General features: G+C 49.9%; 12 protein-coding genes. 6 read left to right on the top strand and 6 right to left on the bottom strand.

All coding sequences use genetic code 11. The features are described from left to right. Positions 1–10: 10 nt before the first annotated feature. From SK38_RS14650 to symE, 6 genes are all read left to right on the top strand, one after another. Positions 11–883: a phosphorothioated DNA-binding restriction endonuclease gene (locus tag SK38_RS14650; protein WP_048236213.1), complete on the top strand. Its 873-nt coding sequence runs from the start codon at positions 11–13 to the stop codon at positions 881–883. A 28-nt stretch (positions 884–911) separates the two neighbouring features. After that, on the top strand, positions 912–1580 hold the full coding sequence (locus SK38_RS14655) for a winged helix-turn-helix domain-containing protein (RefSeq protein WP_075553063.1): 669 nt from the start codon (positions 912–914) through the stop codon (positions 1578–1580). Between the two features lie 192 nt (positions 1581–1772). Further along, positions 1773–5282, top strand: a complete 3510-nt coding sequence (gene hsdR, locus SK38_RS14660) for a type I restriction-modification system endonuclease (protein ID WP_048236215.1) — start codon at positions 1773–1775, stop codon at positions 5280–5282. Between the two features lie 157 nt (positions 5283–5439). Further along, the gene (hsdM, locus tag SK38_RS14665; protein ID WP_048236216.1) at positions 5440–7029 is read left to right on the top strand and encodes a type I restriction-modification system methyltransferase; all 1590 of its coding nucleotides are present in this window, start codon (positions 5440–5442) and stop codon (positions 7027–7029) included. After that, positions 7026–8375 (top strand): restriction endonuclease subunit S, encoded by a 1350-nt coding sequence (locus tag SK38_RS14670; RefSeq protein WP_048236217.1) that lies wholly within the window; start codon positions 7026–7028, stop codon positions 8373–8375. Before hsdM ends, SK38_RS14670 begins: the two co-directional genes overlap by 4 nt. Positions 8376–8725: 350 nt before the next feature. Next, positions 8726–9064 (top strand): endoribonuclease SymE, encoded by a 339-nt coding sequence (gene symE, locus SK38_RS14675; protein ID WP_048236218.1) that lies wholly within the window; start codon positions 8726–8728, stop codon positions 9062–9064. A 39-nt stretch (positions 9065–9103) separates the two neighbouring features. Here symE and SK38_RS14680 read toward each other — a convergent pair whose 3' ends face one another. From SK38_RS14680 to radC, 6 genes are all read right to left on the bottom strand, one after another. Continuing rightward, a complete protein-coding gene (locus SK38_RS14680; protein ID WP_048236219.1) occupies positions 9104–15424 on the bottom strand; it encodes a DEAD/DEAH box helicase in 6321 nt (2106 codons plus the stop codon). A gap of 13 nt (positions 15425–15437) precedes the next feature. Further along, positions 15438–18737: an STY4851/ECs_5259 family protein gene (locus SK38_RS14685; protein ID WP_048236220.1), complete on the bottom strand. Its 3300-nt coding sequence runs from the start codon at positions 18735–18737 to the stop codon at positions 15438–15440. Positions 18738–19252: 515 nt separating this feature from the next. After that, a complete protein-coding gene (locus tag SK38_RS14690) occupies positions 19253–20260 on the bottom strand; it encodes a restriction endonuclease (RefSeq protein WP_048236221.1) in 1008 nt (335 codons plus the stop codon). Between the two features lie 258 nt (positions 20261–20518). Then, on the bottom strand, positions 20519–20860 hold the full coding sequence (locus SK38_RS14695; RefSeq protein ID WP_048236222.1) for a TA system toxin CbtA family protein: 342 nt from the start codon (positions 20858–20860) through the stop codon (positions 20519–20521). Positions 20861–20880: 20 nt separating this feature from the next. Then, positions 20881–21222, bottom strand: coding sequence for a type IV toxin-antitoxin system YeeU family antitoxin (locus SK38_RS14700; RefSeq protein ID WP_048236224.1), 342 nt, complete (start codon positions 21220–21222; stop codon positions 20881–20883). A gap of 10 nt (positions 21223–21232) precedes the next feature. Then, on the bottom strand, positions 21233–21775 hold the full coding sequence (gene radC / locus SK38_RS14705) for a RadC family protein (protein WP_017880113.1): 543 nt from the start codon (positions 21773–21775) through the stop codon (positions 21233–21235). Positions 21776–21783 lie beyond the last annotated feature (8 nt).

A 21783-nucleotide genomic window follows, 5' to 3' on the forward strand; every position in this document is an offset into this window, starting at 1 on the left:
AATGAAATCAATGACTTCCAGTAAATCCCTGCAACAGGCAATTGCCGACATCACCATCTGGCGTAAAGGCGAGCAGCGTGCGCCGCACAAGCCTCTGCTGCTGCTTCATGTGCTGGCGGGGTATCAGCAGGGTCACGGTCGCCTGTTTGACTACGGGTCAGAAGTTCGCGACCCGTTGCATAGCCTGCTGGAGCGATTTGGGCCACAGCGCGCGCAGTACCGCCCCGATATGCCCTTCTGGCGCTTACAGGGAGATGGGTTCTGGGAGCTACAAAACTCCGAGCATTGCTCAACATCCGGCAGCAGCAAACAGCCCCCTGCCGGAGAACTGGTGGCGCATAACGTTGCCGGAGGCTTTGATGAACAACATTTTGCCCTGCTGAAAAAGAGCAACAACCTCATTAACACCCTGGCACAGCAAATTCTCGAGACTCACTTCACCGAAAGCATCCAGGAAGAGATCGCGGATGAACTGGGGTTTGATATCCTGCAAATCCGCAAACAGCGGGACCCATTGTTCCGCCAGCAGGTTCTGCGTGCCTATAACTATGAATGCGCCATTTGTGGCTTCAATATGCGCCACGACAGCACTTCGGTTGCCCTGGAAGCCGCCCATATCAAATGGAAACAGCACGGCGGTCCGTGCGAGATTTCGAACGGCCTGGCGCTGTGTGCAATTCATCATAAAGCCTTTGATAAAGGTTCGATTGGGCTGGATGAGAGTATGCGAGTACGAATTTCGTCTGCAGTAAATGGCAGTAATATTGTCTCCAGGCTATTTTGGGACTTTTCAGGAGTTCAGATTCATCTTCCAAAAAATAAAGAGGACTATCCTCAAGACAAATTTATTGAGTGGCATCAACAAGAAGTTTTCAGGACATAAAAATATTAATCCATTGATGGTGATCAACATGTCGTTTCCAAGTTATAAAGAAATAGAAATCCCCCTGCTTTTAAATATTTACACCAGAGGGGGAGAAGTAAGTTCCTCCTCATGTTACGAGCCGTTGGGCAAGGAGTTCGGCCTGACAAACGAAGAAATGAACATGTTACTCCCTGATGATACTAATCGCCCTCAATGGAACAACATGGTCCAATGGGCAAGGAAAAAGCTTGTTGACTACAAGTATCTCCACAATGCAAAAGAATCAGGCCTTGGTGTCTGGAAGCTCACGCCAGATGGCATCAAAAAGGCAGAATCGCTTTCCACCCGATTAAATATCGATTATCCAGATGATGTTCCAGAAACCTTTTACGAAGGTGCCGTAAAGCAAATCAAAGTTAACAAATACGAACGTAGTAAAACGGCAAGAGACAAATGCATAGATCATTACGGCTGTCAGTGCAGCGTGTGCAATATGGATTTTGAGGAAACATATGGTGAAATCGGGAAGGATTATATTCACGTCCACCATATTACACCGCTGTCTGATATTGGAGAGCGCTACAAACTGGATCCCGTAAAAGACCTTCGTCCTGTCTGCCCCAATTGCCATGCCATGATCCACAGACAAAAACCCTCACTTACTATTGAGGCATTAAAAACCTTAATGAAAAAGCACAAAAACAGGAACAAGTGAGTACTGCCTGTTAAACACAGAACAATAAGTGGGGCAGGAAGTTGATAACATACTTACAAAATAGTGAGTTACATTAAATTCTGACGATTGAATGTACAACTGGAGAGAGGTAGCATGCACTGATGCCTCCTCCATTAACGGATTATCCTAATACGTCAGCATCCCAAAGGCTGGCCTGAACGCGGAACGTGCATGAACAAATCCAACTTCGATTTCCTGAAAGGCGTAAACGATTTCACTTACGCCATTGCCTGCGCGGCGGAAAACAACTACCCCGACGACCCGAATACGACACTGGTAAAAATGCGCATGTTTGGCGAAGCTACGGCCAAACATCTGGGGCTATTACTGGATATTCCTCCCTGCGAAAACCAGCACGACCTGCTGCGTGAGCTGGGCAAAATCGCCTTCATTGACGACAGCATTCTTTCCGTTTTCCATAAGCTGCGCCGTATCGGTAATCAGGCCGTTCACGAATACCATAATGATCTCGATGATGCCCAGATGTGTCTGCGCCTCGGATTCCGTCTTGCCGTTTGGTACTACAGGCTGGTGACCAAAGATTACGATTTCCTGGTGCCAACGTTTGTGATGCCCGAGCACGGCGAGGATCGCTACCACGCCGAGGTTCTCACGCTCAAACAACAGCTGGAGCAGCAGGCACTGGAAAAAGTACACAGCCAGGCAGAGCTGGAAGCTCAGCAGCAAAGACTGGTTGCGCTCAACGGCTACATTGCCATCCTTGAGGGCAAACAGCAGGAAACCGAAGCCCAGACCAAAGCGCGTCTGGCCGCGCTGGAGGCACAGCTTGCGGCAAAAGATGCCGAACTGGCGAAACAAACCGAACAGGAACGTAAGGCCTATCACAAAGAGATCACCGATCAGGCGATCAAACGCACTCTGAATCTCAGCGAAGAAGAGAGTCGCTTCCTGATCGATGCCCAGTTGCGTAAAGCAGGCTGGCAGGCCGACAGTAAAACGCTGCGCTTTGCCAAAGGCGCTCGCCCGGAACCCGGCGTCAATAAAGCGATTGCCGAATGGCCGACGGGTACAGATGAAACGGGAAAAACAGGCTTTGCCGATTACGTGCTGTTCGTTGGCCTGAAGCCCATCGCCGTCGTTGAAGCAAAACGCAAAAATACCGATGTGCCCAGCAAGCTCAATGAATCTTACCGCTACAGCAAATACTTCGATAACGCCTTCTTACGCGACACGCTGCTGGAGCACTACGCTCCCGACGACGTACACGAAGCCGTACCCGAGTATGAAATCAGCTGGCAGGACACCAGCGGTAAACAGCGCTTTAAAATCCCTTTCTGCTACTCCACCAACGGGCGCGAATACCGCGCGGCGATGAAGACCAAAAGCGGCATCTGGTATCGCGACGTCCGCCACACCACCAACATGTCAAAAGCGCTGCCGGAATGGCATCGCCCGGAAGAGCTGCTGGATATGCTGGGCAGCGACCCGCAGAAACAAAACCAGTGGTTTGCTGAAAACCCCGGAATGAGCGAACTCGGCCTGCGCTATTACCAGGAAGATGCCGTCCGTGCAGTAGAAAAGGCTATCGTTAACGGCCAGCAAGAAATTCTGCTGGCGATGGCGACCGGTACCGGTAAAACCCGTACCGCCATCGCCCTGATGTTCCGCCTGATCCAGTCGCAGCGTTTCAAACGCGTTCTGTTCCTGGTCGACCGTCGCTCGCTCGGCGAGCAGGCGCTGGGGTCGTTTGAAGACACACGCATTAACGGCGATACCTTTAACAGCATTTTTGATATCAAAGGCTTGACCGACAAATTCCCGGAAGACAGCACCAAAATTCACGTCGCCACGGTGCAGTCACTGGTCAAACGCACGCTGCAATCTGATGAACCGATGCCGGTCGGCCGCTACGACTGTATCGTCGTCGATGAAGCGCACCGCGGCTACATTCTCGATAAAGAGCAGACCGAAGGCGAGCTGCAGTTCCGCAGTCAGCTGGATTACGTTTCCGCCTACCGTCGCATTCTCGATCACTTCGATGCGGTAAAAATTGCCCTGACCGCCACGCCAGCGCTGCACACGGTTGATATTTTCGGCGAGCCGGTTTACCGCTACACCTACCGTACGGCGGTGATCGACGGCTACTTGATTGACCAGGATCCGCCGATTCAGATCGTCACCCGCAACGCGCAGGATGGGGTCTATCTTTCCGAGGGTGAACAGGTGGAACGCCTGAACCCGCAGGGCGAGCTGATCAACGACACATTGGCTGACGATCAGGATTTTGAGGTCGCTGATTTTAACCGTGGCCTGGTGATCCCGGCGTTTAACCGCGCGGTATGCGGTGAGCTGACCAAATACCTGGATCCCACCGGGCAGCAAAAAACGCTGGTGTTCTGCGTCACCAACGCCCATGCCGATATGGTGGTGGACGAGCTGCGCACCGCGTTTAAGAAAAAGTACCCGCAGCTGGAACACGACGCGATCATCAAGATCACTGGTGACGCCGATAAAGACGCGAAGAAAGTGCAAAGCATGATCGTCCGCTTCAACAAAGAGCGGCTGCCGAATATCGTGGTCACCGTCGATCTGCTGACCACCGGCGTGGATATTCCGTCTATCTGTAATATTGTGTTCCTGCGCAAAGTCAAAAGCCGCATTCTCTACGAGCAGATGAAGGGGCGCGCCACGCGTCTGTGCCCGTCAGTAGGGAAAACCAGCTTTAAGATTTTCGACTGCGTCGATATCTACAACTCGCTGGAAAGCGTCGACACCATGCGTCCGGTGGTTGTGCGTCCGCAGGTGGAACTGCAAACGCTGGTCAACGAAATTACCGACTCAGAAACCTACAAAACCATCGAAGCGGATGGCCGCAGTTTTGCCGAACACAGCCATGAACAGCTGGTCGCCAAGCTGCAGCGAATCATCGGCCTCGCCACCTATAACCGCGATCGCAGCGAAACGGTGGATAAGCAGGTCCGCCGCCTGGACGAGCTATGCCTGGATGCCGCGGGCGTTAACTTCGGCGGCCTGGCCTCACGCCTGCGGGAAAAAGGGCCGCACTGGAGCGCCGAGATTTTCAATAAGCTTCCCGGCTTTATCGCCCGCCTCGAAAGGCTTAAAACCGATATCAACGCCCTGCGCGAGGCCCCTATTTTCCTCGATATTGACGATGAGGTGGTAAGCGTCAAATCGCTGTACGGCGATTACGACACGCCGCAGGATTTCCTCGAAGCCTTCGATGCGCTGGTGCAACACGCTCCTAACGCCCAGCCGGCGCTGCAGGCGGTGATCAATCGCCCGCGCGACCTCACCCGTAAAGGGCTGGTGGAATTGCAGGAGTGGTTTGACCGCCAGCATTTTGAAGAGTCCTCCCTGCGCAGCGCGTGGAAAGCAACGCGCAATCAGGATATCGCCGCCAGGCTGATTGGCCATATCCGTCGTGCGGCGGTGGGCGATGCGCTCAAACCGTTCGACGAACGTGTCGACCACGCGCTGGCGCGTATCAAAGGCGAGAACGACTGGAGCGACGAACAGCTAAGCTGGCTCGACCGTTTAGCGCAGGCGCTAAAAGAGAAAGTGGTGCTCGACGACGACGTGTTCAAAACCGGCAATTTCCACCGCCGCGGCGGTAAGCCAATGTTACAACGCACCTTTGACGACAACCTCGACAGCGTGCTGGATAAGTTCAGCGATTACATCTGGGACGAACTGGCTTAAGAGGGTATCATCCCCGTTTTCGCCGGATGGCGGCGATGCCTTATCCGACCTACAGGGTTACGTGTAGGCCTGATAAGCGAAGCGCCATCAGGCATTTGAAACGCTCAATCACTTTTGCGACCCACAATGGTGGTCGCCATGTCAAATGGGATCTTCAATGAACAATAACGATCTGGTCGCCAAGCTGTGGAAACTGTGCGACAACCTGCGCGACGGCGGCGTCTCCTATCAAAACTACGTCAATGAACTCGCCTCGCTGCTGTTTTTGAAAATGTGTAAAGAAACCGGCCAGGAAGCGGACTACCTGCCGGAAGGCTACCGCTGGGATGACCTGAAATCCCGTATTGGTCAGGATCAGATGCAGTTCTACCGTAACCTGCTGGTTCAGTTAGGCTCAGATGAGAAAAAGCTGGTGCAGGCGGTATTCCATAATGTCAGCACCACCATTGAACAGCCTAAACAGCTGACTGAACTGGTCAGCTATATGGACGCGCTGGACTGGTACAATGGCAACCACGGCAAGTCCCGCGATGACTTCGGCGATATGTACGAAGGGCTGCTGCAGAAGAACGCCAACGAAACCAAATCCGGCGCGGGCCAGTACTTCACCCCGCGTCCGCTGATCAAAACCATTATCCATCTGCTGAAGCCGCAGCCGCGTGAAGTGGTGCAGGATCCGGCAGCCGGGACCGCGGGCTTCCTGATTGAGGCCGACCGTTACGTGAAATCACAGACTAACGATCTGGATGACCTTGACGGCGATACCCAGGATTTCCAGATCCACCGCGCGTTTATCGGCCTCGAACTGGTGCCCGGCACCCGTCGTCTGGCGCTGATGAACTGTCTGCTGCACGATATTGAAGGCAACCTCGACCACGGCGGCGCTATCCGTCTGGGCAACACCTTGGGCAGCGACGGCGAGAATTTACCGCAGGCCGATATCGTCGCCACCAACCCCCCGTTTGGCAGCGCCGCGGGCACCAACATCACCCGCACTTTCGTCCACCCGACCAGCAACAAACAGCTGTGCTTTATGCAGCATATTATCGAAACCCTGCGCCCCGGCGGCCGTGCAGCGGTGGTGGTGCCGGATAACGTGCTGTTTGAAGGCGGCAAGGGCACCGATATTCGTCGCGACCTGATGGACAAATGCCATCTGCACACCATCCTGCGCCTGCCGACCGGCATCTTTTACGCGCAGGGCGTTAAAACCAACGTGCTGTTCTTTACCAAAGGCACGGTCGCCAATCCGCATCAGGATAAAAACTGCACCGATGACGTGTGGGTGTATGATCTGCGGACCAATATGCCGAGCTTCGGCAAGCGCACGCCGTTTACCGAGCAGCACCTGCAGCCGTTTGAAACCGTCTACGGCGAAGACCCACACGGTTTAAGCCCGCGTACCGAAGGTGAATGGAGCTTTAACGCCGAAGAGAGCGAAGTCGCCGACAGCGAAGAGAACAAAAACACCGACCAGCACCAGGCCACCAGCCGCTGGCGCAAGTTCAGCCGCGAGTGGATCCGCACGGCAAAATCCGATTCGCTGGATATCTCCTGGCTGAAGGATAAGGACAGCATTGACGCCGACAGCCTGCCGGAGCCGGACGTGTTAGCCGCAGAAGCGATGGGCGAGCTGGTGCAGGCGCTGAGCGAGCTGGATGCGCTGATGCGCGAGCTGGGCGCGGGGGATGAGGCGGATGCGCAACGCCAGTTACTGAGTGAAGCGTTTGGTGAGGTGAAGGCATGAGTGGTGGGAAATTGCCGGAGGGGTGGGTAGAGTGTGAATTATCTGCATTAGGTCATATCGTCACTGGGAAAACGCCCAGTACTAAGGAACCTTCTAATTTTGGAGGCGATATCCCTTTTATCAAACCAGGCGATCTTGATCTCGGTGGTTATATCACGGTAACCGCCGATACTTTGACGGAGAAAGGGTTAGCTCTTGTTCCAACACTCCCAACCAATTCAATCGTTGTTACCTGCATTGGAAACTTAGGAAAAGTTGGAATTACCACTATAAGATCAGCATCTAATCAACAAATAAATGCATTGATCCCGTCAGAAAAGCTAAATGTTAAATTTATTTATTATCAAATTTTGACATTGAAACCATGGTTAGAGTCTCAATCAGCAGCAACTACGATTGCAATTGTTAATAAGAGCAAATTTTCCCAGGCACCATTTAAATTCCCGCCAATATCAGAACAAAAAATCATCGCCGAAAAACTCGATACGCTGCTGGCGCAGGTAGACAGCACCAAAGCACGTCTTGAGCAAATCCCGCAAATCCTGAAACGTTTTCGTCAGGCTATTTTGACTGCTGCTATTAGTGGTAGGTTGACAGATAAATGGAGAAAATTAACTGATTTACAAACTATATGGAAATCTTACACTCTTGGAGAATTGGTAACTATAGATCGAGGCAGTTCGCCAAGACCAATTAAAGATTATATCACCACCGATGAGAATGGTGTTAACTGGATAAAAATTGGCGATACAAAAGAAGGCGAGAAATATATACGTTCAACTAAAGAAAGAATAACAAGAGAAGGCTCTAAGAAATCCAGAAAAGTAACTCCTGGTGATTTTATACTTTCAAATTCAATGTCTCTTGGCAGGGCATACATAGTTGAAATAGAAGGTTATGTTCATGATGGATGGTTTATTTTACGCCTACCTGAAAATATCGATAAGAACTATTTTTATTACCTGTTGTCGTCATCACAACTCCAAACACAGTTCTCAAGTTTAGCTGTGGGTGGGGTCGTCCAAAACATTAGAAGTGAATTGGTTAAACAAGCTATCGTAAATATACCACCACTCCAAGAACAAGCTGAAATCGTCCGCCGCATCGAACAACTCTTCGCCTACGCCGACACCATCGAAAAACAGGTCAACAGCGCCCTAACCCGCGTCAACAGCCTCACCCAGTCGATCCTGGCAAAAGCCTTCCGCGGCGAGCTTACCGCCCAGTGGCGTGCGGAAAACCCGGATCTCATCAGCGGTGAAAACAGCGCCGCCGCCTTGCTGGAGAAAATCAAGGCCGAACGCGCCGCCAGCGGCGGTAAAAAAACCTCGCGTAAAAAAGCCTGACGCTTATTTCAAGCGCACCTCACCGGTGCGCTTTTTTACACTTCATCCTTCAAGTTGCCTCGGCGTTGGCAGCGTTCGCTCACCCCAGTCACGTATTTATATACGCTCCTGGGGACTCGTTCTCTTGCCGCCTTGATGCAACTCGAATGATTTTGTGTATATTATTTTCCCGCAATCATAACCATCAAAAATATATCCAGTTTATTCCTGAACATTCCCATTACAGTCTATTTTCAGCTGGACTTTTCTTTTATTTACTGATGATATGTACAGGTATTTAGCGCGATATGGCCGTGCGGGAACACGGCCATATCGCTCATCACAATCACTATTTATCAGGAATAGCCATTATGACTACCGAGCATTCTATTGCAGATCCGTGCGATCCAGAAGTCCTGCCCGCAAATAACCGTATGGGTACTGTCAGTTATGCGAGTCGTTATCCGGATTACACCCATGTTCCGTCGATTATTATGAAAGGCCAGTGGCTGGCCGCCGCCGGTTTTACCACCGGTACCAGATTCGATGTCAAAGTGATGGCTGGCTGTATCGTGTTAACGGCAACGCTACCGCAGCCGGAAGAGCCCGCCTTGCTACAGTCGCTGCGTCGGGTCTGTAAGCTGTCCGCCCGTAAGCAGCGGCAGGTACAGGAATTTATCGACGTGATTACCGGTAAACGTACCACCTGACGCACACCGCTCCCGACAGCGAGTCGGGAGCGGTGTCCCTTACGCTGCCATCACCTCCACCAGCACATCCGTTGCCCAGCTTTCTTCGCTGTTAAGCACCTTGCCATCCTGACAGGCCAGCGCCATATTGCCTAACTGAAAGGAAACGTCATCGCTGAAGTCAAAGTAATACCATTTCGATGCAAAGTTGATACGCCAGTAGCCCATCCCCTGATCAAAACGAATCTTTAATACCTGACCATTCTCAAATGTCACCGTCAGTTTACGATGGTGGGGAATGTCGCGCAGCGAATCGAATACTCTTAGCGCTACCGCCCTGCCCATTGCCGCGGCAAACCACTGGTCGGCGAAATCCTGAAAATCCGCGTCGCTCATCCAGTCATGGAAAGGCCGGTTACCGGCGCGATCTTTAGGTTTGAATAATGTATCAATCGCCACCTTAGCTTCCTCAGTCAGTAACGGCTTCAGCGGTTTCAATAACGCCGCCAGCAGCACCAGCGCAACCGGGTTTTGCAGATAGCGATCGGTATAGTGAACGCCGATGATCCGCTGATTTTTCATCAGCGACTGCGCCTCTTCATGGTCGTTAAACAGCACGTCCCAGAAGCGTTGTCCGAACAACGAAAGCGGGCCGTTCAGCTCTTTATGGATCGCAATATCTTTGACGCGTTCAACCGCGCTCGTGGCTTTCCCCGGCAGAACAAACTCGTTCAGTTTTACCGTTTTATAGCCGAGGCTGCGAACAACCAGTTCGTCATTCAGATGCCAGCCCGGTCCAGGGATCGTTGCCTGCTGGCTGCGTGAAGCCAGCGTCATGACCCGATCGGCAAAGGCGATTTGTGCCACAATCGGCAGGTCCGGAGCCTGTTCGCTATGACACAACCGTACACCCAGAGCAGTAAACTGCGAAAGCTCGTGCATCAGTTCAGGGTCATCGACGCCTGCCGGGATGACGAGATCAACCGCAACGTTATCTTTTACCCGGTAGTTCTGAATAGCCGCCCGGAATTGGCGGGCATAGAGATCCCACTCATTGAGCGGCCCGTTCATCCACAGCGTGAGTTTTTCAGCTCCTTCGTTAATCGCCCGGCGAAGGGTGTCGCTAATGGCTCCCGGGCAGTAGCGGGCATCCGGCAGCGAGAATGTCTCCGTATCCGGCAAACCAACATAGTAGACGAAGTCATCCCCAAGCCAGGCCAGTGCCGCTTTTCGGTCCAGTAAATCGTGATCGTGGCGAGTCTGGGAGTCGAGCAGGCATTCACTGCAGGAGGTATCACAATGATGACACCCTAGCTGTTTGACCATTCCCTGCAGAATAGACTCAATATGCAATGGCGCACTGGAGGCAAAACCAGCCCCACCACTGATCACATCATACAGCTGAACGGCTAATACCGATTGCCCGTCCTCCAACCGGACCGGACGCACAGCGTAGCCCAGCTCTGCGGCAGAGATACCCAGAACACCCGCCAGCGCCTGACGCAGCGCAACTGCAAGGGTCATGGCGACAACCCGCCCCTCTTCAGTGTTATCCGGCAGATATTCACCGTTTTGCGGCTTGCGTAGTACCATTTCAAAGACATCCGTTCGCGCCAAAGCCCCCAGCGTGACGTTCTTCATAAGCGCCGTCGAACCGGGACAAATTAGACGTTGATTCTGGCTATCGCGATCCGATTTTCCCGGGCGCGGTGGGTAGTGTGCTTCCATACTCTTCGGTGCGTCGTTAGCATTCAACATCGACTCTGCACGACCACAGCTCAGACATAACGCGTAACCATGCCCACCTTCTCCCAGGCTTTGCTGGAAGACATGCCCGTCAGCACCAGAGGTCATATATCCCATTATTGGGTTAGGCAACGGCATTGGTTCGGCTTTAACAAATACCCATGCAGGGACCACCGGGATGAATTTCATGGTTTCAATATTGTTGGTCACCGGTGCATGCGCATCGGTCACAAATCCGGCAGGCTGCAGCACCTGACGGCGATTTTCAGTGATAATTTTTTCACCACACGCGCTGTTGGTGCAATAGAGCGTCCCGGAGTTGCTCATCCCCTCTTTATAGCCAATCGTACCGCATTTGTGGCAGCGCCAGGCGCAATCCAGACGCTGGGCCTCATTGGTATCAGCGTTAATATTGTGCCAGTGCAGCGAGACACCGGCGGAGCGGAAGACCCGACCATCAAGAATGATCTCTGCGCCTGGCGCATATTCCCGGATGGCGACTCCCAGGTTTCGGGAGGGCAGCCCTTTGTAGCGTGACACGTTATCTTCGCGATCTTTTTTATCCCGGCTTTTCCGCGATTTTTCACGGATATAGTCCTCCATAGTGAAGTTATCAAACGTCACCACATCCGTCGGGAAGCCATAACCAGGCAGGAAGGTTCTGGCTGCCAGATCGCGCAACAAATACTCGCCACAGTGCCGTTTTTTCTCCAGTTCGATACGCTTGCGATAAGGCGTTTGCGGCTGTGATTCGCGCTCTTGAGCCACAAGATCGCGATAGACGGAAAGCCATCGCTGTTGCAGGAAAGTAATCGCGTTAATGGTTTTATCCCGCAGCAGGTCGGGTCTGGCTCCATGCAGCGCCGTACCTTTCACCAGCCGTTCCAGCGCCGCGTCGATATCAAGAACCGGGCGCTCCAGCCAGACTTTAAAGCGCTCACATTTTGACTGCCCGTCGTCCTCACCAAAAAACCAGAGACTGTCGAGGCTGGTTTTTTCTTTCTCCGTTTCACCAATAACGTTGCATAAGAAGTCGGACAGTAATAAGGCATTGACGTGGCGTTGTACCAGCCGGGCAGAATTCATCGCCACCATCGGGGCCGGGATCATGGTTTCAAACGGCCACAGCGGATTGGCAAAAACCTGCTGGTCATGCGGGTTCCCTTTACATAGCGTATAAGAGATCGCTCGCGATTCCTTACTACGCCCGGCCCGCCCTGCACGCTGTAAATAGTTGGCCGGATGCGGCGGTACGTTGTTCATCACCACGGCAGTAATACCGCCAATATCAACCCCCATTTCCATGGTGGTAGAACAGTTGAGAACATTCAGTTGCCCATTCTTGAACATCTTTTCGTAGCTTTGCAGACGTTCCGATGATTGCTGGGCTGAGTGCTCAGCCGTGCGGTAATAGAAGCCTCCTTCCACAACACGATCGTTGATATCCGTCCAGACGTTTTCCGAACGTAATTGCGCGATCAGCGGCTCCTTGCTGACCCAGTCACGTACTTTCGCCAGACCTGCCGCGTAGTCTTCTTGCGAACGGTCCAGCTTCCAGATTTCCGGCATGGTGACCTTTTGCGCGATAAACGTGTCGAACTGCACCTGGCTAAGATGTTCAAACGAAATATGGGTTGGCAGATAAGGGGTTAAGCCTTTAAAGGTGGTATCCAGAATTTTATTGGTTACCGGGCAAATCCAGCCATCCGTGATTAAAGAAAAAGTCAGGTGCTCTTTTGGCAGATAGAAACGGTTACCATCAGGCTTCAGTACGGCAAGTGGCCCGGTAAGTTGATTCCATGCTTCTTTCAGCCACGCGTTGATAATATCAATCGTCGCCGTATTTGCTGTTTTGAAACCCGCTCCCAGCATCAACAACTTCACTAAACGATGGGATAAGTTGCCATTACGGATTTGCGGCCAGCGTTTGTTCTGATTATCTTCAGGATCTTTCGTTTCCGGGTTACGGACGAATTTCGATGAAAAACGACTACCAATCCAGTTTTTCAATTCATCGTCCAGTTGCGTGAAGTTGCTTTCACGAACGTATAAATCCAGCGTAACCTTAAGAAAATCCTGCCAGTCGCCCTCCGTCAGCCCTTTTTCATGCCAGTGCACCGGGAGTTTAATTATTTTCTCCAGCCCCTGATAACCAACCTGGACTAGCCCTTGCGTTTCCAGACTGTTAGTTCGTTTAGGGCGACGCATGAACTCCCGGAAAAGCAACATTTCTGAAAGCTTCAGCGGGCCTCCGTTTTCATTGAAAATCTCAGGCTTCAGATAGTGGTTATATTGTAGAATCGGACCGCGAATATCAGCCTTCTCTTTAAGTTCATTAACCATTTCCGTCCAGGTCCGGGACAGCAGAACAGTTGCTGCTTTGCCACCGGTCGCAACCTGAATAGCCTGTTCAAGCTGTTCAGCTTGCGCTTCTGCCAGTTTTGCTTGTTCCGGCATTCCCCAGCTTCTATATTCTTCTGCCTCATTTCGGGCCTGTTTTGCCCTCGCGGATAACTTTTCAAGATCGGCACTGGCATTCGGTGTGACAGTAGTCTGCGTTCGTTGATGCCAGCTCAGGATTTCCACCACGCTGCCGCGTAAACGACTGCGCTCAGCTTCCTGCTGCATGCGCACCGCCATTCGGGCCGTTCCTTGCCGGCTATCGGTAAAGGTAATCAGTCGACGGCCTCGACCTGGTAGCGAATCAGGTCCGACGCCCTCTTTTCCTTCTTCACTAATAAAGTCCTGACAATACTCCAGAACGGTGGGCACAATGTTGGTGACATAAAATGGCCCCCCCAATAAAGCGCGACGGAAGGGTTGTTTCCCGCTCGTCCCTCTGTAGCCACAGCCACTGGCGCTGCAAACTTGCTCAATATCATTAATAACTAACGGGATACTGTCATTACTACCCACGCCAATACGACGCGTCTGGCGATCCAGCCTTTGGATGGTATACCCCATCTCACTGGTCTTTTCTGCGGCAATAATAAGCGGGGGCTGGAAAGTACTCTCTTTCTCGACTTTATCTTCTACGCCGTCATATTCAACATGCGTATCATCCTGCAACGAGAACTCATCGCCGCCTTTATTTTCCCATTGGACCAGTTTGCCCTTTTTGTCCCGCGCCAAAAGATGTGGCTCGTTACATTCATTACAGAATGCCAGTTCGTAGATCGGGCTTCCGCAGTCACAATTTTGCCGTTGATTCACATACACATAGCCAAAGGGCCAGCCCTTTTCCAGCGGAGTGCCGTGCTTTTTTCTGCACTCTTTATCAACGCAAGCCCACACACCCTGGGTGTTGCGCTGGAAGATATGCGCTCTTACCTTCAGAAATGCCGGATCTTTAGTATTAGGTTGAGTGCCGGAGCAAACATCGATCCAGCGCAGCACATCCTGCTGGCTATAATGTTGCCTGGTCAGCGTATTCAACCGCTGCGTCATCGTATCCAGCTTCATTGGATCCGGCTGAGTGACTAACATCTCACGCAAGTAATGCGCTTCAGGTGAATGTGTAAGTGCCTCAAAGCGCTCTGGGCTTACGCCCTTCATGTCTGTATCAGGGATTTGCTCAATTTCTTCTAACGGAATATAAACGTGTTTGCACGGTTCTAGTTTCGGAATCACCCGGGTTCCGTCCAGTACGTCAATACGCTCCTGCGGTATACCGGATAATTCAGAGAGGAATTTTTTCAGCTGTTTTTCGGCATCGCCTCCGGCAATAGTTGCAGATGTTGCCACGAAACGCACATCATCGGGCGTCACGCCAAATGCCGTCATCACGCGACGTAACTGTAGCGCCAGTTCAGCGGCCTGCGAACCGACATAGGTATGCGCTTCATCCAGTACTATCCAACGTAGTGACTTTTGTGCTTTGGATTGCTGAATAATCGGGGCGTCGACTTGGCGTACCATCATATATTCCAGCATTGTGCCGTTGGTCACCAGAATCGGAGCAGGTTCTTCACGCATCTTTTCACGCGAGAGCACTTCATTCGGCCTTTTTATCTGCTCACTTTTTACCGCAGCGTGGAGATTTTCAGTATTACCGTTATAGAGGCAGTATCGGATCCCGGTGCCAAAACCTCGTGTCCATGCATCCAGGCGCTCACGCTGTGAATTAATCAGCGCGTTAAGTGGATAGAGGAAAAGGGCTCTGACACCAACCAGCGGATTGTTGCCATTTTCATGCAGTTCCCGGTAGAGATCTTCCAGCACCGGCACCATAAAACATTCCGTTTTGCCTGAACCCGTACCACTTGTCACCACCACGGAATGTTTCTCTTCCAGTAAAGCCTTCCAACTGGCCAGTTGGTGAGTGAAAGGTTTCCAGTCAGCACCAAAACGGTAGCGACCATTGTTCTGAGCATCAAGCGAATCAACAACGGCTTTACTTAGTAATGCCTTGCCTTCAGTCAGGCTGCGCATCGTGTTATTTGACTCTTTCCAGCCAAACATTTGCTGGAATACCGGTGCAGCAAGAAATGAGCCAGACTCCCCACAATCGGCGCCCATTTGCTGCGCGAGGTGTTCACGCAACTGCGGGTTTGTGACCCCCATGATACTCAGCGTTGCTTCTGTAGAACGAGACAACGATTGTTCAATAAGTGACGAAAAATAGCGTGTAGTCATTCTTATCCCTTTTTTATTTTTCGGTAACATTACACAATAAGCAGTACTGGAAAATGGCGTTAAACCATCGTGAGTCGAAATCTCTAACCTGCCTCAAAAAAAATACGGCACCGGGCTTATTTTCAAAAACACTGCCAAATGTTGTTTTTCCGCTTGCAACAGCAGCAGCAAATACGGGGAGCAAGGTAACGGAATATCGGTAACTGGCATCAGGTGAAATATCGATAACCGGATTTTGTTGCGACATATACCAACGGAAAAGGCCCGGACCACCAAATTCTGGCCAGCGAGATTCACCATGTTCGCGTAGAAGTTCCTGATACCACCCTTGGATAATACCTTTCATCACAAACTCCGGAAAAACCGGTGGTAATTTCCCTTGACTCAACCATAATTTCACCTCACTGGCATAAGTCGGGAACACTGTGCCCAGCTGCTGATACATTCTGTCCAGCAACTTTATCTGCATTTCCCCAGGCGCACCTTTATGAGTCAAAAAAGTACGAAAATGTGTGGCGGCACGTTTAACTTCTGTAATAGGTAAAAACTCCCAGAAAACAGGAAACTCGCTTTCAATACGGCTGAGATAATCAATGGACATTTCAAATTTGAATAGCGACATCGCCAACGCTTGCGGATGCTGAACAAGCGCCCGCCATACTTCAAAGGTAGCCAAAGGTAAATATCCAAACTGATCGTATAAATTGCGTAAAAACTGCCAGCCTGAATGTGCAGGGTCGTTCGCCATTTGTTCCAGAACTAACGTAATTGTATTTACATCCGACCGGGGATTAAAAAGCTGCGTTGCTTTTTGCAAGGACTGTATTGTTGTCGTGTCGCTTTGAATCACCGACTCGCCAGCAATGTAGCATGGCCGAAATGAAGCTTCTTCACCTTGTTTTGGCAACACCAGCCATGGGCCATTATTTTGTATTGTCGAACTTAATTCGAATTCCCCAACCGGTACACCTTCGCTCATTCTTGACATCAGCGGTATGGGTTTTCTCTCCGGTTCGCTGAGTAACATAATTACGGGCGAAGGGATCTGTCCTGTACGATTACTTATTGAGTTTGCGAAAAGAATCTGCCTTTCCCGATCATAGTCCAGACTATATTTGTAACGTCGAATCTGCCAGGTAAAAGAACTACCACCTCCTTCTATACGCATATCAACTATTTGATCAATTCCCTCTTCCAGTGAGAGTAAATTATCAATATGTTCCCTTAAGCTGTATAACGTAAGCTCTACCGGACTTTCTCCCGCACTATAGTGCCACTCATACCAAGCCTGCATTCCACTACGGGAATGTAAACGTAGTTCAAGCTGGTATCGCGTAGGCTCTCCATTTTTTCCGAAAAGGTATGCTCTGGCTCCCAGAAGATCGTTAATCGTTAAATTTTTAGGTAGAGGCTTCTCGTCTTTATCGAACGCAAGACAGCCTCGTGCAGGAAATGGTAACCAAATAACAATTGGGTCCGCAGTGAGGTTTGGCGTTATTTGTAATGAAATCGATGCAGGAGGTATCCCCTCCGCCTTCATCATTATTTCTGTACTACCAGGCAACCGCTCCCGTCCAACTTCAAGTGTTTTTTCCTTCAAACGATACAAACAAGGATGCTGAGTAGTAATAATGACCGAACCTTCGTTTGCCTGTTCTCCGTTTTTTATTTCCAGGCTAAAATCATTGGGGAGAATACCTATTTTCTTACGCAGTAAAGTTTCATTACTTTCGTTACGCACCGAAATAAACTGTGCTCCCATTCTCTCTTGCACATCGCAATCATCTATAAACGTACCGTTGAAAAAGCGTTTATAATGATGCTTTGAGAGATTCTCAGGATTTTTGGTAATTCCGGGAATACCAAGGAAGACTTCATCCGGGTAGCTTGTCCAATTCAATCGCTTTCCCTGGAAAGAAAATCCAGTCTGGATAATCTGCTCTCTTCCTGTCTTTATCCGGTACGTTTCGTCGCCTTCAATAATGATATCCTGCCGACCTTTGATAGTCAGAGTTCGGCAGCCCAAAGCCGAAAAGCTAGAGTCACAATCCTCATGTTCCGAAGCCAGACAGCCATCCTTTGGTAGTACGATAAGCACATGACTGCCACGCACGCTGCAAGAGGCTTGTCCCTGTAACAGCCATTCACTTTTATCAGAAACAAAAACCAATGGAACATCGCCAACGGCAACTTCACTACCTTCTAAAAGATTGGAGCCGACAAACATTCCCCCAGCTCTCGCCACAATAAACAAACTTACTGCGGGATTTCTTCGGCAAAATTTAATCTCGCGCTTACGAACTCTTATTTTTGCCTGGGAGTTACTTAACGTGGCGTAAGCAGGTCCCAGACTTGCGATTTCGTTACCATCTTCATAGATAGCAAGCTCGAAGCGCGTTGTTGAAGGCTCACTATCAATTGAAAAGCTCAGCTCCTCAGGCAGAGAAATAATAGCCTGGACGGCTTCAGGGTTATTTTCTGACCATAAAAACTGAAAGAGAGTGGTTTTATTCTTTTGAATGCGGGGTTTTGATTCAGTAGAAGCTGTTCGTAAAAGTCCATTAAGGAAACTAGTACCCGTATCATCCTCTAGAGGAACAGGGAAACTGTCCCGCCACTTTGGATGAACACGCTCAAGTTCTTTTACGGGTTCGGTATGATTACTCAAATCATAAATTTGAACAAGAGATACTAACTGTTCAGCCATTCGACTAATAAGTTCAACTGAAGTATCCTCTTTGAAAACGACTGGCAGGGATGATTTTTCTACCGCTGCATGAACCAACGCGTACGTGGAAATGTTAGAGGATTTAGCCTGATCGTATTGGTTTAAAATGAGAGAAAACATTGACTGAAAACGGCTATCAGATTCCTTCAGCAACCTGAAAGGTAAACCGCCTTCACTGAATAAGGACCCTAAAAAATTCCGCCTTTCAGTATCATAGAACCGCACTGGGCGTCCCCAGTACCCATCCAGACCTTTAGGGATTATATTCCCCATTTCAGAAGAAGGTAGCAATATACCAAGAGTTTTATAAATAGGTTCCCACGTCCATCCACAATCTCGCTCGTAATCCCTTCTGTACCACTCAGAGCAGAACAAAGTGAAGCAGGCTGCATACCCTTTATCACTTTTGTAACCATCGGGTAGCCCTATAGCTCGCAACAGCCGTTTCAATTCATCATATTCATCACACGTTGCGTGATATTCATATAACGGGCGATGATCTGGTTGCTTCAATCCTCTACGAGCGAGGAATTTATCTAGCCACGGGGTACATTTTAGGATCGACGTGTATTCTGACTGATTCAAAGCATGCTCCTTGCAAATTGACTGCGTAAACAGACTGATCCGACAGGAATAATTCATAAAAATAGCTAGCAAAACAGATAATAATATTACCCCTCACAAAGATGATCATCTATTAGCATTTTAAAACGCGAAGTTAGTCACAATAAAAATAGACCTGTAAATTTAATACACTTCAGAATCAATAAATTAAACATACTTAATTAGTGTAATTAATTCAACAGGATGAAGCACCTATGATTTGTTGCTTTGTCAGAGGGATATATAAGCTGAGTATATGATTCGGAAAAAATGACACAAAAAAAACCACCCTTAGGTAGCTTAATCTTGCATTATTGGTGCGAAGGCCGGACTCGAATTTCACACCCAATAGACTGATATCAATGTAGTTTATAAACAGGGATAAATAGTTATACCCGCACTTATACCCACAAGTTAAAATCCGTACAAAAAATAGACATTGCAAATGGGTACAAAGCCATATCAGTAGAACACCGATATGGCTATCAAAGCAAGATTCAGGCAGGTAGGAAAGTTTTCTTCAGAGGAACCAAAAGTTTGGTTTCGATATCGACTTGCTCATAGTTCTCAATAAGAGCACGGACGAGATCATCAAGTGTCCAGAGCGTCAGTGGTATTGTCGAACGGTCGGCTTCATATCGAGCATCTTTCGTAACCCCCCCTGTACTAACATAAAGCCCGCGATCGTCTTTATGGCGACCGCCGATAAAGCTGCGTATCTGTTGGCTTCCCATCTGTTCCCTGCGGTGCTTTACTTCAACGATGATACGCGGATTTTCAAAACCGAACCCATCAGGTGAAGCAATGATGTCTTTACCCCGATCGGCTCCCGCAGGTGAGACCTGCGTTTTATAGCCCATACTGCGTAAAACTCCGGCAACAAGATTTTGCATCTCATCCCAGTCAAGAGAGTTGATACGATCTTTGATACCCTCAAACGCCAGCATTTCCATATCGCGAAGCGGATCAGAAACAACCTCATCTTCATCCATCGCAATTGGATTCTGAGTAATTACATCTGCAGTGGGTTTCTTATCCTGCAAAAGCTCTTCTAGCGCATATTCTGGAAGCTGGAAAACCGTCAGCGTAGAACCCAATGTGTTTTTGGTAGCGACAGACAGTCTATCGCGGTCGATTTCTTGAGTATTCCATTTAACCTGCCGAGCGATCCCCATCCCCTCTTCCACCCATTCAGGATGATATTGGAAGTCGGATGTGACTTTGCCTAGCAAATAAGTACGGTTGGCTGGCGAATAGGTAATAACCCAATCACCCTTTTGGATCTCATTCACAAAACGCCAGACCTGCGATGCACCAGAACGTGCTGTTCCCAGCTTTGTTAAGGGATCTGCCTCCTGGTATAAGGCGAGTAACTGGGCTCGGGACAGGCCGGGTTTGACTAATGGAGCCAGCTGAGACCAACCGATGCCTACAATTTGCTTATCGCGAAAATCGTCATAGAGCTTGCCACCGTCACCGCGGATCATCCACATTCTATTGCCCATACCCGTCCCTTCATGAGGAAAAGAAATTAAGCTGGATCATAAGCTTGTTCGCCGCATGCGTCAAAACCATCAACAACGATGACCCAGCATTCCCGGATTGTACTTGTGGTGATGTGCCCAGTTAAAATTACAGCTTCTATTTGCATGATATTTCTTCCATATAAGTAAAAGCACCAACCAGCATCGGCAGGTGCTTTTTGGAATGAGTAAATAAGTAAGGAAAGCTGCAGTGTGAATCAGGAAGGCTATTCCCAATGTTCACTGTGCCGCGCTAATACGATTTCTTTTCAATAAACCAGTTGCCTGCCGCGCCCGCAGAATATCGACTGCCCGCAGATATGGGGACTGTTCTTCCCAGTTGAATCCCCTACGATCAATACGAACCAGCTCATACTTTTCCACTAGGAAATTAACGGCATCGGCCAAAGATATACCGGCATCGATATGTTCCTGAATTACCGTTTCATCACTGAATGGTGTGTCGTTGAGTGTCAGGCCATAATGTTGTTCCATCAGGTGTGCAAGCAGCATTTGCCAGACTACCACGGGCGACAGACATAGCGTCGCCGCCTGCGGATTTGTTGCAGGTAGAGTTTTCATATTTGCTCTTGTGAAAGTAGTTAACGATGAGTGGGGTAAACGGCGATGTATACGTAGCCGCAACTGCCAAGGGTATCGGCTTCGCAGGTGAAACCATTGTGGTACAGGGTGACACAGTGGGCATGGCGAGGATTCATTTCACCAGTAGTCAGCATCGATTCCATCTGGCTGATAAAATGCGGGAGTGCCGCATCCAGCTTAAGACATTCTGCTTCGCTGAACTTACCGGTGATACTGGCCCGGTCAGCCAGATAGTGCAGTCGGTTTCCCTCCTGTACCAGACGAGCGCCAAAGCAAGGTGTCACATTACGATTCAGACCCCACTTGAGAAATGAATCGTTCTCTGAATCAGTTGATTTCATTGAAGTACTCTCATATCCAGCCTCGCTCAGCAAACGACACAATGCCATCTGATCCAATAACCAGATGATCGAGCGTGTTCACATCAACCAGTGCCAGGGCTTCTTTAAGCCTACCGGTAATGTTGCGATCGCATTGGCTGGGCTCCGGGTCACCTGATGGATGGTTATGCGCCAACACAACGGCCGCAGCATTGAAGCGAAGCGCTGATTTCACTACCTCACGGGGATGGACCTGCACATGGTTAATCGAACCGGCAAATAGCGTTTCACTCTCCAGTAAACGATGCTGGTTATCGAGATAGAGCACCATAAACACTTCCCGTTCTTGTCCTGCCAGCTGTAACCGAAGCCAGTCACGGGCAGCAGTACTTGAGGTAAAGGATATACCGGGCTGGCGCAGATATTTATCCAGCAGATTGGTAGCGCGTCGGATGGTCCGTTGAGCATAGGGTGTTAATCCGGATGTCGCGGTAAGCAGGTAATCATGTTGAGCCATAACCGCCAGCGGAAAAAGTTCAGGCTGTGATGATACCGGGGATAATGCGATATTCATGTCAGGTA

The organism is Citrobacter sp. MGH110 (genome assembly GCF_001037515.1).
Lineage (GTDB): Bacteria > Pseudomonadota > Gammaproteobacteria > Enterobacterales > Enterobacteriaceae > Citrobacter > Citrobacter portucalensis.

Bases quoted from the DNA above. Each gene is read 5' to 3' on its own strand.
- hsdM (WP_048236216.1), top strand. From the start codon at position 5,440: ATGAACAATAACGATCTGGTCGCCAAGCTGTGGAAACTGTGCGACAAC.
- SK38_RS14700 (WP_048236224.1), bottom strand. From the start codon at position 21,222: ATGAAATCAACTGATTCAGAGAACGATTCATTTCTCAAGTGGGGTCTG.
- hsdR (WP_048236215.1), top strand. From the start codon at position 1,773: ATGAACAAATCCAACTTCGATTTCCTGAAAGGCGTAAACGATTTCACT.
- SK38_RS14670 (WP_048236217.1), top strand. From the start codon at position 7,026: ATGAGTGGTGGGAAATTGCCGGAGGGGTGGGTAGAGTGTGAATTATCT.
- SK38_RS14650 (WP_048236213.1), top strand. From the start codon at position 11: ATGACTTCCAGTAAATCCCTGCAACAGGCAATTGCCGACATCACCATC.
- symE (WP_048236218.1), top strand. From the start codon at position 8,726: ATGACTACCGAGCATTCTATTGCAGATCCGTGCGATCCAGAAGTCCTG.
- SK38_RS14680 (WP_048236219.1), bottom strand. From the start codon at position 15,424: ATGACTACACGCTATTTTTCGTCACTTATTGAACAATCGTTGTCTCGT.
- SK38_RS14655 (WP_075553063.1), top strand. From the start codon at position 912: ATGTCGTTTCCAAGTTATAAAGAAATAGAAATCCCCCTGCTTTTAAAT.
- SK38_RS14695 (WP_048236222.1), bottom strand. From the start codon at position 20,860: ATGAAAACTCTACCTGCAACAAATCCGCAGGCGGCGACGCTATGTCTG.
- SK38_RS14690 (WP_048236221.1), bottom strand. From the start codon at position 20,260: ATGGGCAATAGAATGTGGATGATCCGCGGTGACGGTGGCAAGCTCTAT.
- radC (WP_017880113.1), bottom strand. From the start codon at position 21,775: ATGAATATCGCATTATCCCCGGTATCATCACAGCCTGAACTTTTTCCG.